The 13,272-nt window shown below is 69.7% G+C and carries 14 protein-coding genes; 8 read left to right on the forward strand and 6 right to left on the reverse strand.

What is annotated here, in order from left to right; translation table 11 throughout:
• Nucleotides 1-110 precede the first annotated feature (110 nt).
• The 4 genes from QFW81_RS08025 to QFW81_RS08040 form a co-directional block, all read right to left on the reverse strand.
• Complete coding sequence (locus QFW81_RS08025; RefSeq protein WP_280578179.1) at nucleotides 111-2,399, reverse strand: thiamine pyrophosphate-dependent enzyme; 2,289 nt, start codon at nucleotides 2,397-2,399, stop codon at nucleotides 111-113.
• A 42-nt stretch (nucleotides 2,400-2,441) separates the two neighbouring features.
• Nucleotides 2,442-2,996 carry a GNAT family N-acetyltransferase gene (locus tag QFW81_RS08030; protein ID WP_280578180.1) on the reverse strand — a complete coding sequence of 185 codons (555 nt, stop codon included), beginning with the start codon at nucleotides 2,994-2,996 and terminating at the stop codon, nucleotides 2,442-2,444.
• Nucleotides 2,997-3,040: 44 nt separating this feature from the next.
• Nucleotides 3,041-4,204 (reverse strand): acyl-CoA dehydrogenase family protein, encoded by a 1,164-nt coding sequence (locus QFW81_RS08035; RefSeq protein ID WP_280578181.1) that lies wholly within the window; start codon nucleotides 4,202-4,204, stop codon nucleotides 3,041-3,043.
• Nucleotides 4,205-4,330: 126 nt separating this feature from the next.
• Nucleotides 4,331-5,092 carry a glycine zipper 2TM domain-containing protein gene (locus QFW81_RS08040; protein ID WP_280578182.1) on the reverse strand — a complete coding sequence of 254 codons (762 nt, stop codon included), beginning with the start codon at nucleotides 5,090-5,092 and terminating at the stop codon, nucleotides 4,331-4,333.
• Nucleotides 5,093-5,258: 166 nt separating this feature from the next.
• Here QFW81_RS08040 and QFW81_RS08045 point away from each other — a divergent pair, with 166 nt between their 5' ends.
• Together QFW81_RS08045 and QFW81_RS08050 are read left to right on the forward strand one after the other, a co-directional pair.
• The gene (locus QFW81_RS08045; RefSeq protein ID WP_280578183.1) at nucleotides 5,259-5,492 is read left to right on the forward strand and encodes a DUF6116 family protein; all 234 of its coding nucleotides are present in this window, start codon (nucleotides 5,259-5,261) and stop codon (nucleotides 5,490-5,492) included.
• A 35-nt stretch (nucleotides 5,493-5,527) separates the two neighbouring features.
• Nucleotides 5,528-6,316 (forward strand): TatD family hydrolase, encoded by a 789-nt coding sequence (locus QFW81_RS08050; protein ID WP_280578184.1) that lies wholly within the window; start codon nucleotides 5,528-5,530, stop codon nucleotides 6,314-6,316.
• Here the strand turns inward: QFW81_RS08050 and QFW81_RS08055 are convergent.
• Nucleotides 6,308-7,138 (reverse strand): tRNA threonylcarbamoyladenosine dehydratase, encoded by an 831-nt coding sequence (locus tag QFW81_RS08055; protein ID WP_280578185.1) that lies wholly within the window; start codon nucleotides 7,136-7,138, stop codon nucleotides 6,308-6,310. The genes QFW81_RS08050 and QFW81_RS08055 overlap by 9 nt on opposite strands.
• A gap of 60 nt (nucleotides 7,139-7,198) precedes the next feature.
• Here QFW81_RS08055 and QFW81_RS08060 point away from each other — a divergent pair, with 60 nt between their 5' ends.
• Nucleotides 7,199-7,669: a hypothetical protein gene (locus tag QFW81_RS08060; RefSeq protein ID WP_280578186.1), complete on the forward strand. Its 471-nt coding sequence runs from the start codon at nucleotides 7,199-7,201 to the stop codon at nucleotides 7,667-7,669.
• 163 nt (nucleotides 7,670-7,832) lie between these two features.
• Entirely contained in the window at nucleotides 7,833-8,309 is a 477-nt protein-coding gene (locus QFW81_RS08065; RefSeq protein WP_425603998.1) for a glycine zipper 2TM domain-containing protein, read from the forward strand.
• Between the two features lie 221 nt (nucleotides 8,310-8,530).
• Here the strand turns inward: QFW81_RS08065 and QFW81_RS08070 are convergent, their stop codons facing one another.
• Nucleotides 8,531-8,776 (reverse strand): hypothetical protein, encoded by a 246-nt coding sequence (locus tag QFW81_RS08070; RefSeq protein ID WP_280578188.1) that lies wholly within the window; start codon nucleotides 8,774-8,776, stop codon nucleotides 8,531-8,533.
• A 174-nt stretch (nucleotides 8,777-8,950) separates the two neighbouring features.
• Between QFW81_RS08070 and QFW81_RS08075 the strand changes: the two genes are divergently transcribed.
• The 4 genes from QFW81_RS08075 (at nucleotide 8,951) to QFW81_RS08090 (ending at nucleotide 13,264) form a co-directional block, all read left to right on the forward strand.
• Entirely contained in the window at nucleotides 8,951-9,454 is a 504-nt protein-coding gene (locus tag QFW81_RS08075; RefSeq protein ID WP_280578189.1) for a DUF456 domain-containing protein, read from the forward strand.
• A 53-nt stretch (nucleotides 9,455-9,507) separates the two neighbouring features.
• A complete protein-coding gene (locus tag QFW81_RS08080; protein ID WP_280578190.1) occupies nucleotides 9,508-10,737 on the forward strand; it encodes a mechanosensitive ion channel family protein in 1,230 nt (409 codons plus the stop codon).
• Nucleotides 10,734-11,897 carry a phospholipase A gene (locus QFW81_RS08085; RefSeq protein ID WP_280578191.1) on the forward strand — a complete coding sequence of 388 codons (1,164 nt, stop codon included), beginning with the start codon at nucleotides 10,734-10,736 and terminating at the stop codon, nucleotides 11,895-11,897. Before QFW81_RS08080 ends, QFW81_RS08085 begins: the two co-directional genes overlap by 4 nt.
• A 101-nt stretch (nucleotides 11,898-11,998) precedes the next feature.
• Nucleotides 11,999-13,264 carry a phospholipase D-like domain-containing protein gene (locus QFW81_RS08090; RefSeq protein ID WP_280578192.1) on the forward strand — a complete coding sequence of 422 codons (1,266 nt, stop codon included), beginning with the start codon at nucleotides 11,999-12,001 and terminating at the stop codon, nucleotides 13,262-13,264.
• The last annotated feature ends 8 nt before the right edge of the window (nucleotides 13,265-13,272 follow it).

Consider the following 13,272-nt stretch of genomic DNA (forward strand, 5'->3'; position numbering starts at 1 on the left):
CGGCCGCCTCCAGGCGACGACGGGCCTACGAAGGCCGCGCTGCCCACCGTTGCGACGGGCTCACCTGCGGCCCGTGACAACGGAACGCGGGTGTCGACGGCGGCGACGCTTCAGCGCCTCCGCGATTCGCCCGCAAGCGCATCCGCCGCGGCCACGATCTGCTCGTCCGAGGGGATCACCAGGAACGCCGCCCCCGCGAGCGGGGTGAAGGTGTCGGCACCGACCACCCGTCGGAAGGGCCGGCTGCGGTACCCGGCCTCCGCGATCGCGGTGATGATGCCCTCGCCCACGCCCGCACTGCGGCGCCCCTCGTCGACCACAAGGATGCGGTCGCATTCGCCGGCGTGGCGTGCGATCGCCCCCTCGTTGAGCGGCGCCAGCCAGCGCAGGTCGACCACGCGCACCTTCCAGCCGTGGGCGGCCTCGATCGTCCTGGCGGCGCGCAGGCTCATCGGCACGCCGTTGCCGAAGGTGAACACGACCAGGTCGGTCGCCTCCGGGTGGTACACGCGCTCCTCGCCCAGCGTCATCGCCTCGTGCGGCGCGGGATATCCGGTCAGCCAGCCGCCGTCGCCCGGCGCGTGCAGGTCCTTGGCCATGTACAGCGCGATCGGTTCCAGGAATGCACACACGCGTCCGTCCACCTTCGCGAGCGCCATCATCGTGCGCAGCATGGTGGCGGCGTCGTCGCCGCGGCTCGGACAGCCCACCACCAGCCCGGGGATGTCGCGCAGCGCGGTGATCGAGTTGTCGTTGTGGAAGTGGCCGCCGAAGCCGCGCTGGTAACCCAGCGAAGCGATGCGCATCACCATCGGATTGCGGTACTGGCCGTTGCTGAAGAACTGCAGGCTCGCCGCCTCACCGCGGATCTGGTCGCAGGCGTTGTGGAAGTAGGCCAGGTACTGGATCTCGGGCAGCGGCAGGAAGCCCATATTGGCGTAGCCCTGCGCCAAGCCGAGGATGATCGTCTCGTCGAGCAGGGTATTGAACACGCGGCGCGGCCCGAACGCCTTCTGCAGCCCCTTCGTGACGGTGTACACGCCGCCCTTCTGCGCCACGTCCTCGCCGAACAGCAGCGCCTCGGGATACTTGGCGAACAGGTCGTGCAGCGCGGCGTTGATCTGGATCGCCAGGTGCTTGGGGCCGGCGCGCTCGGGCAGCCGGGCGTCGCCGCCGAACACTTCGAGGCGACGCTGCGCGTAGTCCGCCCGCGTGGCCTCGGCGGACACCGCGTCGGGCGTGTACGGGGCCAGCGGCGCCATCACCTCGGCCAGTGACGACAGCCGCGGCCTGCGGTCGGCGTCTTCGGCGGCGGCGAAGCACCGGGCACGGGTGGACTCGTACAGCGCGAGCACATCGTCCTTCGACATCGCGCCCGATTCGAGCGCGATCGCCGCACTGCGCAGCAGCGGGTCGCCCGCCTCTACCGCGCACAGCTCCTCGATGCTGCGCCACTCGATCTCGAAATCGGTGCCGGCGTGGCCCATGATCCGCGTCGTGCGCAGGTGCAGGAAGGTGGGACGGCGCGTGCGCCTGCAGTGCTCCACCGCGCGCTGCACCTCGCCGTAGCCCGCGGCGAGATCCAGGCCGTCGGCGAAGAAGTAGTCCAGGTCCGGGCGGTGGCGGAAATTGCGCGCCACCCAGCCATCGGGCGTGCGCACCGAAATGCCGATCCCGTTGTCCTCGCACACGAACAGCACCGGTGCCGGCAGCTTCTGGTAGGCGGTCCAGGCCGCGGCATTGAAGGCGGTCTGCGCGGTGGCGTGGTTGCTGGACGCATCGCCGAAGGAGCACACCACGATGCTGTCGGCCGGCACCGGAAGCGCGTGGCCCACGCGCCGCGCCTGCTCGATCGCCACCGCGGTGCCGAAGGCCTTGGGCAGGTGAGAGGCGATGGTCGAGGTCTGGGGCAGCACCCACAGGGGCTTGCTGCCCCAGACCTTGTGACGTCCTCCGCTGGCCGGATCGTCCTGGCTGGCGGCGAACGAAAGCGCCGAGTCCATGACCGGATCCAGGCCCGGAAGCTTGCGGAAGCGCTCGGCCATGAAGCCGCCGCTGCGGTAGTGCAGGAAGGCAGGGTCGGTGTGGCGCGTGAGCCGCGCCACCATCGCGTTGCCCTCGTGACCGCTTGAGCCGATGGTGTAGAAGACCTTGTTCTGCACCCGCAGCACGCGCGCCATCAGGTCGAGATGGCGGCTGATCAGCTGCGACTCGAACAGTTCGCGAAACGCCCGCGCATCCAGCGCGCTGCCGTCCAGGATGGCCTCGCCGTCGGCGGGCGCCGCGTCGGCACGCCCGTTCCAGCTGCGGACGAACTCCTGGAAGTTGACGTCGCAAATCTCGGCGCGGTTGAGGCCCTTCATGCGGGCCGGGATGGGATTGGGAACGGTTGCGAACATGTCCTGCCTTGCGGGTGTCGATGCGATGTCCTGCGGACCTGGTCAATCGAAGCGCTTGCGGTGCTCCATCCATTCGGCGCGGGTCTGGCCCCAGACCTCGATGTGGTGCTCCTCGGACGGGGGCGGCAGCAGGCGACCCTCGCGCAGCAGGCTCGACCCCAGCCGTTGCGCGACCTTCTTCGAGGCGAGGTTGTCCGGCGAGATGCAGTGGATGATGTCGTCCCATCCGAGATGCACGAACGACCAGTCGATGGCCGCGACCGCTGACTCCAGCGCGTAGCCCCTGCCCCAGGCGTCCGGATGGAACGCGTAGCCGATCTCGTTGCCCGGCCAGCCGTCCGGCTTCCACGGACCGATCTGTCCGACCCACTGCCCGCTGGCCTTCTCCTGCACCGAGAACATCGCGAATCCCTGCAGGGTCCAGGCGCCGGGCATCTGCAGGAACCTGCGCCACGCCGCGCCGCGCGGCAGGTGGCCGCCGATGTACCGGCAGGCGTCCTCGTCCGCCATCAATGCGGCGTAGCGTTCGAAATCGCCCATCTGCGGCAGGCGCAGGATCAGGCGCTCGGTTTCTAGAATGGGACCGGTGCCGGTCATGTCGGGCCTTCGCTCCATCCCTCGCCCGGGGCGCGGGAACCGGATCAGAACGCGTTGATGCCGGTCAGCTCGCGGCCGACCACCAGCTGGTGCACGGTCTCGGTGCCCTCGTAGGTGATCACCGATTCGAGGTTGAGCGCATGGCGGATGGGGCAATGCTCGGTGGTGATGCCGGCACCGCCGAGCAGGTCGCGCGCCTCGCGCGCGATGTCGATCGCCATGCGGCAGTTGTTCCACTTCGCCAGCGACACCTGGGTCGGCTGCATCTTCCCGGCATCCTTGAGGCGTCCGAGCTGCAGGCTCAACAGCTGCGCCGCGGTGATGCGCCGCGCCCAGTCGGCCATCTTGAGTTGCGCGCTCTGGGTGGCGGCCACCGGACGACCGAACAGGATGCGCTCCTTCGAATAGCCCAGCGCCTCGTCAAGGCAGGCGATCGCCGCGCCGATGGGCCCCCAGGTGATGCCGTAGCGCGCCTGGGTCAGGCAGCCGAGCGGCCCCTTCAGGCCTTTCACGTTCGGCAGGCGATTGGCTTCGGGCACGCGCACGTTGTCGAAGAACAGCGCGCTCGTCACCGACGCGCGCAGGCTCATCTTGTGCTTGACCAGCTGCGCGCTGAAGCCGGCGAAGTCCTTCTCGACCACGAAACCCTGGATGCCGTCGTCGGTCTGTGCCCAGACGATGGCGATGTGCGCCAGGTTGCCATTGGTGATCCACATCTTCGAGCCGTTGAGCACCCAGTCGTCGCCGTCGCGCCTGGCGTGGGTCTTCATGTTGCCCGGGTCGGAACCGCCGTGCGGCTCGGTCAGGCCGAAGCAGCCGATCACCTTGCCTGCCGCCATGTCGGGCAGCCAGCGCCGCTTCTGCTCGTCGGTGCCGTAGGCGTAGATCGGATACATGCACAGCGAGGACTGCACGCTGGCGAAGCTGCGCAGGCCGCTGTCGCCACGTTCGAGTTCCTGGCAGATCAGGCCGTAGCTGACGTAGTTGAGTTCCGAGCCGCCGTACTCGGCCGGCAGGGTCGCGCCCAGCAGGCCGAGCCCGGCGATCTCGGGAATCAGTTCGACCGGGAAGCGTCCCTCGTCGAAGCAGTCGCCGATGATCGGCAGGACCCGTTCGTCGGTGAAGCGCGCGACAGTGTCCTGGACGGCCTGTTCCTCCTCGCTGAGCAGGGAGCGGACGTCGTAGAGGTCGTACGGATGCAGAGCCATGGCGCAAACATCGAGGCGGAAGGTTTCACATTGTACGATTCCGCGGCCCGGTTCCATCGGCCCGGATGCAGAACGGGCCGGCAAGTGCCGGCCCGTTCTTGGGATGGGGCAGCCGGATGGACCGGATCAGCGCAGTGCGTTGCGCTGGTCGCTGCCCGCGACCATGCGGGTCATCACCTCGCCGTCCACCACCGGCAGACGCTCGCCCGGATCCTCGTCCATGCGCACGGTGTTCTCGATGCCGTCGTAGCGGTAGGTCACATCGTAGGCGACCGTGCGGTCCTCGGTCCCCAGAGAAATACGCTCGCCGGGCTTTTCGTCGGTCCGCATCGTCCCGGTGGTCCCGTCGGGATTCCGGTAGGTCACGTTCCAGGCGACCACGCGCGAGGACTGCGAACTGTCCTGCACGGTGCGGCACTGGCGATCGACGCGCTCTACGACTCGGCCGCCCACGTGGTTGCGATCGACCCGGTTGCCGATCATGCCGCCGGCGGTGGCACCTGCGGCCGTCGCCAGCTTGCGCCCGTTGCCGGAGCCCACCTGGTTGCCCACCAGACCGCCGATGACCGCGCCCGCGACCGTGCCGCCGACGTTCCCGTCGCGTTCCGGCAGGCGCTCCTGGACGACAACGTCCTCGCACACTTGGCGCGGAGAGGTCGAGGTGGTGGTTTCGCGCACCGGGTCGGTCCCGATCACGGCCGCATACAGGTCGGCTTTTTCGGTGACCGGGGTGACGGCCACGACCGGGGCGTACTCGAGCCTGCCTTCCTCCTGCGCCGCAGCGTCCGCGGAGAGCGGGGCCCCGTCGCGGCTGTTGTGGTACGCGCCGACGGCGACGCCGCCCACCAGCAGTGCGGCCAGGGCAATCGCCAGGGTGTTGCTCTTCATCTCTTCCTCCTGCGGGCGGGGCCCGGTTCGAACGTGCATGCAGATTCGAGCATTTCGAAGCTGAACAAGACCCCCGGCGAGTTCCCGGGAAGCTGACGCAGTCGTGAACCGCCGGTCGATGCGCCCGTGATAGCGTGGTCCCGACCCGCCTGCTGGAGCGAGACAAATGGCCAACCCGCTGCTGCTGCCGCTGCTGAACTGGGCACGCGGATTGCGCTACCCGACGCTGTTCAAGGTGACCGCCATCGCCTTTGCGATCAGCGTGCTGTGGCCGTTCGACCCGATCCCCTTCATCGACGAGATCGTCCTGGGCCTGGGCACCCTGCTGCTGGCGAACTGGAAGAACCGCAAGACCCGGCAGGGTGCGCCGCTGGAGGGCGATGCGTCGCGCCGGCGCTGATCCGCGCCGTCACGCACCTCGACGGCGATGCCGACATGGAGCTGATCGACAGTCACTGCCACCTCGATGCGTCCGAGTTCGATCGCGATCGCGACAGCGTGGTCGCACGCGCCCGCACCGCGGGCGTGTGCGCGCAGGTCCTGCCGGCGGTGGAGGCCGCCGGCTGGACCCGGCTGGGTGAAATCTGCGCCGCGACCGACGGCCTGCATCCGGCCTATGGCCTGCATCCGATGTTCCTGTCTGCGCACCGGCCCGCACACCTGGACGCGCTGCGCGACCGGCTCGCGCGCGAACGCGCGGTCGCGGTCGGGGAATGCGGATTGGACTACTACGTCGACGGGCTCGACCGCGACGCGCAGCAGGTGTTCTTCGAGGGCCAGTTGCGCCTGGCGCGCGAGTTCGACCTGCCGGTGATCGTGCATGCGCGGCGGGCCGTGGACGCGGTGATCGCCACCTTGCGCCGCATCGGCGGCCTGCGCGGCGTGGTCCACAGCTGGTCGGGCAGCGAAGAGCAGGCCCAGCAACTGTGGAAGATGGGATTCCTGCTGGGTATCGGCGGGCCGGTCACCTATGAGCGCGCCAGGCGGCTGCGGCGTCTGGTCGCGAGCATGCCGCTGGAACACCTGTTGCTGGAAACCGACGCCCCCGACCAGCCCGACGCGGCCATCCGCGGCCAGCGCAACGAACCCGCGCGCCTGGCGAACGTGTTCGACGCAGTCGTCGCGCTGCGCGACGAAGACCCGGAGGCCATCGCGCATGCGACGCGCCGGAACGCGATCCGACTGTTCGGACTGGCGCACGCGACGCCCGCAGCGTCAGCCTGACGTCGCTGCGGTCGCGCCGGAGGCAGGCGCCGGACCGGTCGCCTTCAGCAGCATCCCGAGCGCCTTGCCGGCAGCCGCGAACGCGAACGCGCCGGTGATGTGCGTGGCCGCACCAAGCCCGACGCCGCAATCGAGCTTGAGCGCCGCATCCGGCCCCGCGACCGGCCGCGTACCGCAGACCGTGCCATCGGGCTGCGGGTAGCGCACGTTCTCCAGCGAATACACGGCCGGCACTCCGAAGTAGCGATCGCGGTTCTTCGGGAAATTGAACTCGCCGCGCAACTTCTTGCGGATCAGCGCCAGCATCGCGTCGTGCTCGGTGCGCGACAGGTCGCGCACGCGCACCAGCGTGGGATCGGTGCGCCCACCCGCGGCGCCGACGGTCAGCACGGCCCGCTTGCGACGCCGGCACCAGGCGATCAGTTCGACCTTGCTGCGGAAGCTGTCGCAGGCGTCGATCACCAGGTCGAAGTCCCGGTCGAGCAGCTCCGCCACGTTGCCCGGGGTGAGGAACGAGGGCACGACGTCGAGCGAGATCGCCGGGCTGATCGCGCGGCAGCGCTCGGCCATCGCCTCGGCCTTGTTGCGTCCGTACTGCCCCGCGAGCGCGGGCAGCTGGCGGCTGGTGTTGGACAGGCACAGGTCGTCGGCATCCACCAGGCACAGGTGGCCGACGGCGCTGCGCGCCAGCGCTTCCACCAGCCAGGAGCCCACGCCGCCCAGACCGACCACGGCCACGCGTCGCGCGCGCAGCCGATCGATCGCACCGCGTCCGTAGAGCCGGTCGATGCCGGCGAAGCGCTCGTTCCACACTGCATCCATGGCGCAAGTCTACCGGCGCAGACGCGTGCTATCGTCGCCGCGCCCGCACCGGAGACCGCCATGTCGACCACGCCGCCGCCAAGCCCGGACTCCATCCCGACGCGCAAGCCGCCCTCTGCCGCCGGCCGCTACCTGTTCGTGTTCCTGCTCGGCCTCGTCCTCGGCGTCGTGGCGGTGGTGATGCTGCTGCGCACGCTCGATGCCCGCAAGACCTGGCGCGACCACTATCCCGAGTCGTTGATGCACGTGCTGTCGGCGCAGTCCGCACAGCTGCGGGACAACGCGGAGGCCAACCGCTGCAGTCCGACCGACACCCTGCCCCACCTGCAGTCGTTGCGCAGCCTCGGCAACGATTTCGAGCGTGCGTTCCCCGAGCTGCGCGACGACCGCCGCTTCGTCTCGCACGCGGCACAGTTCCGCGGCACGCTCGATGCGGCGCTGGCTGCGCCGGCGGTCGGCTGCCAGGGCGTCACCCGCGCCGCCGACGCGGTGGGCGAAGCGTGCAAGGCCTGCCACCAGGACTTCCGCTGAATCTCGCAGCGGGCGCCGGGGCCTGAACCGCGACTGCACCGGCACGTCAGCCGCACGCGCGGATGCGCGTGGATTGCCGCCGCGTTCACCGAGCCGGCCCTAGTGTCCGCTCCGTGCCGCGCGACGCGGCCATCGTCCACGAAGCGAAGGAGTCCCGATGAATATCCGCATGCGCATGACCTGTGTCGCCACCGTCGCCACGCTGGCCCTCGCCGGCTGCGCCAGCACCTCACCGGGCTACGGCTCCGGTTACGGCAATACGGCGCCCGCACCGGCCGGCGGCCGCTGCTACGACTGCGGTACGGTGGTCGCGATCGAGACCGCCGCCACCAGCGATGGCCAGACGAACGTGGCTGGCCCGGTCCTCGGCGGCATCGTCGGCGCGGTGGCCGCCAAGGAACTGGCCCGTCGCAATACCGACAGTGAAGGTCGCCGCAATGTCGCGATCGCGGCCGGCGCAGCCGGTGGCGCAGTGGCCGGCAATGCGATCCAGAACCGCGTGGAGGGCGGCCGCAGCGGGTATACCGTCCACGTCCGCATGGATGACGGACGCACCACGGCCGTGCACCAGGCCGACCTCGGTGGCATCCGCGAGGGCTCGTACGTACGGGTCCAGAACGGCCGCGCCTGGGTCTACTGATCCATCCGCCGAGCGGACTCCCGCGCTCGTCCGCGGGCGCTCCAATCACGACGCCGCCGGCCGACACCGGCGGCGTTTCTGTCTCCACGGCCTGCCTGCACGCGCCGCCCGCCTGCCGCGACCAGCGGCGTGAACCCCGCATCACCGCGTTCCGACATGCGCTGGGGCTCCGGATGCGTCGGACGCTCCGCCGCTGGCTCCTCGCGATCCCGCAGGACCGGTCAGGCGGTGGTGCCTCCGCTGCCACCGGTCGGTTGGTGCCACGACTCGTCGAGGCGTGCTGTGGCGGGATCGCCGTCGTCGACCAGGAAGCTGATCTGCTGCCCGACATAAGGCGGCGGTCCGCCGACCGTGCCGAAAGCCTGGCTTGCGAACGCGAGGTCGCCCCAGCCCTCGTGGCCGACCGTGACCTGCCCGGACCCTGCATTGATGCTCTTCACCGTCCCTGTCTGGCGTTCGGATGACATTCCGGCTCTCCCGATGCGTGGGCCGGCCGGGCCAACGCCCGATGCGCCCGCTTCCGGGCGGCCCGCTGCAGACAACGCGGCCACCCGGGCCCAGCGGCCAGCGATTCGCGCGCGGGCATGGCGTTTTGCCAGAATGCGCCCACGGACGGAGTCCCAGCCGTCGCGGAGCCGTCCATGGAAGCGCAATCGATCTACTACGCCATCGCAATTCTGCTGGTGCTGGTCGGCCTGGCGGGCATCGTGCTGCCCGCGCTGCCGGGCCTTCCGCTGGTGTTCGCGGGGATGCTGCTGGCCGCCTGGGCCGGTGGGTTCGAGCAGATCGGCGGCTGGACCGTGCTGGCCCTGGCCGTGCTCACCCTGGTCTCGATCGGCGTCGACTTCCTGGCCTCGGCCGCGGGCGCGAAACGGGTCGGGGCAAGCCGGCTTGCCGTGATCGGGGCGCTGGTCGGCACGGTGGTCGGGCTGTTCTTCGGGCTGGTGGGCGTTTTCATCGGCCCGTTCGCGGGCGCTGTGATCGGAGAACTGGTGGCGCGCCGGGGCCTCGGCCATCGGGACCTGGGGCAGGCAACCCGGGTCGGGATCGGCACCTGGTTCGGGCTCTTCGTCGGCATCGTGCTCAAGCTCACTTTGGCGTTCGCCATGGTGGGAATCTTCGCCCTGGCATGGTGGACCGATTGAGCGCAGTGCGACCATCCCGCGCCGGCGCGCGGACGTCAGGTACGCACCGCCGCATGGCCTGGCCCACGCTGATGCGGGCGTCTTGTCTCGGTACCTGGCTGCTGCTCGCGTTCGCGACGGCGCTGGTGCCGGCCGCGGTGGCACAGCAGCGCGGCGACCCTGTCGGGCCCGCAGCCGGCGCCGCGCCGGCTGCGGATGCGGATGCGACTGCGGATGCGACTGCGGATGCGACGGCCGCCCCGGCCGCTGGGCGCGTGCTTCCCGACGCTTCTGCCGTGGCCCCGCCGCCCGGCATCCGCGAACGCTTCGACGTCACCTTCGACCGGGTCGTGGCCAAGCTGGTGGGACTGGCGGCGAGCCTGCCGCTGCTGATGGCGGCGCTGGTGATCGTCGCCCTGGCCAGCTGGCTCGGTGGCTTCGTATCGCGCCGGCTGCACCTGCTCCGGCTTCGCACCGACAACCCGTACATGAACGGGCTGATCCGCAACGTGGTGCGCGTGCTGATCGTGCTGTTCGGCGTCCTGCTGGCACTGGACCTGCTCAACGCCACCGCGCTGGTGACTGCCGTCCTCGGGTCGGCCGGCGTGGTCGGCCTGGTGCTGGGCTTCGCGTTCAAGGACATCGCCGAGAACTACGTCGCCGGCATCCTGCTCAGCCTGCGGCAGCCGTTCTCGCCCGGCGACCTGGTGGTGATCGACGGCAACGAGGGTCGCGTGGTCGCACTGCACTCGCGCTCGACCGTGCTGATGACGCTCGACGGCAACGAGCTGCGGTTGCCCAACGCGCTCGTGTTCAAGGCGATCATCCTCAACTACACCCGCAACCCGAAGCGGCGGTTCGATTTCGCCGTCACCATCGATCCGGCGCAGTCGATCCAGCAGGCGCAGGCCCTGGCGCTGGGACAGGTGGCCAGGATCGACGGCGTGCTGACCGATCCGGGTCCGTCCTGGACCGTGCAGGAGTTCACGCCGGCCGGCCTCGTGCTGCGTTTCTTCGGCTGGATCGACCAGCGCCACAGCGACCTGGGCAAGGTGCGCAGCGAGGCGATCCGCCTGGTCAAGGCGGCCTATGCGCAGGCGGACATCGAATCGCCGCGCACCACCTACCACCTGCGGATGGCGCGCGATACCGAGGATGCCGGACCGCCCCGGAGCCCTGAACCGGCGCATCCGGTGAACGCCGACACCTCGGTCAACCGCGATATCGACGAGCAGTTGGCGCATGCGCAGCAGGCCGCCGACGCCGGCACCAACCTGCTCGAACCCGGAACCGACCCACGATGACTCCAGCTCCCCTGCGCGCCGCCGTCCTGCTCGTGCTCGCCTCGACCGTGACGCCCGCCTTCGCGCAATCCGTCGAACCCGGCCCGTCACTGGAAACCTGCGCCGCGATCGAGACCGACGCGATGCGCCTGGCCTGCTACGACGGGCTCGCACGGCGCAGTTCGGCCGGCCCGCTCGAGGCCGACCTCGCCGCCGCCCGGGCGCGCGCGGAGCAGCAGGCCGCCGAGCGCGAGGACGCCGGTCCAGCGGCGCCGCAGATGCCGGCGCGCGCCGACGACCTGTTCCGGCACGACGAGGCGCTGGGCCGCGCGCTGGCCAACGCCGGCCGCGGGTCGCTGCTCGACAGCCGCTGGGAACTGGCGCGCGATTCCAAGCTCGGTGTCTTCAACTTCCGCGTCTACAAGCCGGTGTACCTGATGCCGGCGTTCTGGACCTCGAACGTCAACGAGCGGCCGACCTCGCTCAACCCCGACAACACCGTGACCGACCCGATCGCGCTGGACGCGGTGGAAACCAAGTTCCAGCTCAGCTTCAAGACCAAGGCGGTGGAGAACCTGTTCGGCGACAACGGCGACATCTGGATGGGCTATACCCAGTCCTCGCGCTGGCAGGTCTACAACAGCGAGGAATCGCGTCCGTTCCGCGAGACCAACTACGAGCCGGAAGTGCTGCTGGTGTTCCGCAACGCCTACAGCCTCGGCGGCTGGAAGGGGCGCATGGCAGCGGTCGGCATCAACCACCAGTCCAACGGCCGCGGCGATCCGCTATCGCGCAGCTGGAACCGGATCATGTTCAACATCGGCCTGGACCGCGAGAACTGGGCGCTGATGCTGCGGCCGTGGATCCGCGTCTCCGACGGCAGCGACGACGACAACCCGCAGATGGAGGACTACATCGGCCGCGGCGACGCCACCCTCACCCATGTGCGCGGGCGCAACGAGTTCTCGCTGATGGCGCGCCATTCGCTGCGCGGCGGCGACCGCTCGCGCGGCGCGGTGCAGTTCGACTGGGGCTTCCCGGTCCATCCGTCGATCCCCATGCGCGGCCGCCTGCAGCTGTTCCACGGTTACGGCGAAAGCCTGATCGACTACAACCACAAGGCGACCTACGTCGGGCTGGGCGTGTCGCTGCAGGAGTGGTTCGAGCCGCACATCGACTGACCCGCGCACCCCGGCTTCACGCCGCCCCGGTGCGGGCGCCGCTACAGTGGCGCCCGCATTTCCGCCCCCCTTCCCGTCACCACGCCGGAGCCCGCCGCCGCATGACCTGGACCATCGTGGTGACGATCGCGCTGACGATCCTCGGCGTCGTGGTGGCGATGAACTTCGCCACGTCCGAAAAGAAGATCGACAAGAAGGTCGAGCATCGCCACGCGGTCGCGGATCCGCAGTTCCGGCGCGAGATGTCGGTGCTGCTCGGCCCCGCGATCGTGCCCGGCAACCGGGTCGAGGCGTTCCAGAACGGCAACGCGATCTTCCCCGCCATGCTCGAGGCGATCTGTGCCGCGAAGCGCACGGTGAACCTCGAGACCTACATCTACTGGTCCGGCGAGATCGGGCGGAAGTTCGCCGAGGCCCTGTCCGAGCGCGCACGCGACGGCATCGACGTGCACCTGGTGATCGACTGGGCCGGCAGCCTCAAGATGGACGACGAGTTGCTGTCCGCGATGAAGGACGCGGGCGTGCGGATCGAGCACTACCGTCCACTGCGCTGGTACAACCTGGGCAGGCTCAACAACCGCACACACCGCAAGCTGCTGGTGGTCGACGGCCGGATCGGGTTCACCGGCGGCGTGGGCATCGCCGACCAGTGGACCGGGCAGGCGCAGGATCCGGACCATTGGCGCGACACGCATTTCCGGGTCGAAGGGCCGGTGGTGGCGCAGATGCAGGCCGCGTTCAACGACAACTGGATCAAGACCACGGGCGAACTGCTGCACGGCCCGGACCATTTCCCGGAACTGCAGCGCGCCGGCGACATGGACGCACACCTGTTCATCGCCTCCCCGGCGAGCGGCAGCGAGAGCATGCACCTGATGTACCTGTCCTCGATCGCGGCCGCGATCCGCAGCATCGACCTGTGCGCGGCCTATTTCGTGCCCGACCGGCTGATCGCCGATGCCCTGCTGGCCGCGTGCCGGCGCGGGGTCAGGGTGCGGGTGCTGTTGCCGGGCGAGCACATCGACTCGGAGACGGTCCGGGTCGCGTCCAAGGCGTCCTGGGGCGAGCTGATGGCCGGCGGCATCCACATCCACGTCTATCGCCCGACCATGATCCACGCCAAGCTGCTGGTGGTGGACGGGGAGCTCGTGTCCGTCGGCTCGACCAATTTCGACATCCGCTCGTTCCGCCTCAACGACGAGGCGAGCCTGAATGTCTACGACCGCGAGTTCGCCGCGACCATGACCGCCGTGTTCGAGCACGACCTCGAACAGGCGCAGGAATACGACCTGGCGACATGGATGAAGCGCCCGCTCTCGGAGAAGCTCGCCGAAAAGCTGATCCTGCCCCTGCGTTCGCAGGTGTGACCGCGGCG

The organism is Luteimonas kalidii, from assembly GCF_029887935.1.
GTDB classification, from domain to species: Bacteria; Pseudomonadota; Gammaproteobacteria; order Xanthomonadales; family Xanthomonadaceae; genus Luteimonas; species Luteimonas kalidii.

Bases quoted from the DNA above. Each gene is read 5' to 3' on its own strand.
- QFW81_RS08030 (WP_280578180.1), bottom strand. From the start codon at position 2,996: ATGACCGGCACCGGTCCCATTCTAGAAACCGAGCGCCTGATCCTGCGC.
- QFW81_RS08090 (WP_280578192.1), top strand. From the start codon at position 11,999: ATGACCTGGACCATCGTGGTGACGATCGCGCTGACGATCCTCGGCGTC.
- QFW81_RS08035 (WP_280578181.1), bottom strand. From the start codon at position 4,204: ATGGCTCTGCATCCGTACGACCTCTACGACGTCCGCTCCCTGCTCAGC.
- QFW81_RS08070 (WP_280578188.1), bottom strand. From the start codon at position 8,776: ATGTCATCCGAACGCCAGACAGGGACGGTGAAGAGCATCAATGCAGGG.
- QFW81_RS08085 (WP_280578191.1), top strand. From the start codon at position 10,734: ATGACTCCAGCTCCCCTGCGCGCCGCCGTCCTGCTCGTGCTCGCCTCG.
- QFW81_RS08055 (WP_280578185.1), bottom strand. From the start codon at position 7,138: ATGGATGCAGTGTGGAACGAGCGCTTCGCCGGCATCGACCGGCTCTAC.
- QFW81_RS08045 (WP_280578183.1), top strand. From the start codon at position 5,259: ATGGCCAACCCGCTGCTGCTGCCGCTGCTGAACTGGGCACGCGGATTG.
- QFW81_RS08040 (WP_280578182.1), bottom strand. From the start codon at position 5,092: ATGAAGAGCAACACCCTGGCGATTGCCCTGGCCGCACTGCTGGTGGGC.
- QFW81_RS08080 (WP_280578190.1), top strand. From the start codon at position 9,508: ATGGCCTGGCCCACGCTGATGCGGGCGTCTTGTCTCGGTACCTGGCTG.
- QFW81_RS08025 (WP_280578179.1), bottom strand. From the start codon at position 2,399: ATGTTCGCAACCGTTCCCAATCCCATCCCGGCCCGCATGAAGGGCCTC.
- QFW81_RS08060 (WP_280578186.1), top strand. From the start codon at position 7,199: ATGTCGACCACGCCGCCGCCAAGCCCGGACTCCATCCCGACGCGCAAG.
- QFW81_RS08075 (WP_280578189.1), top strand. From the start codon at position 8,951: ATGGAAGCGCAATCGATCTACTACGCCATCGCAATTCTGCTGGTGCTG.
- QFW81_RS08050 (WP_280578184.1), top strand. From the start codon at position 5,528: ATGGAGCTGATCGACAGTCACTGCCACCTCGATGCGTCCGAGTTCGAT.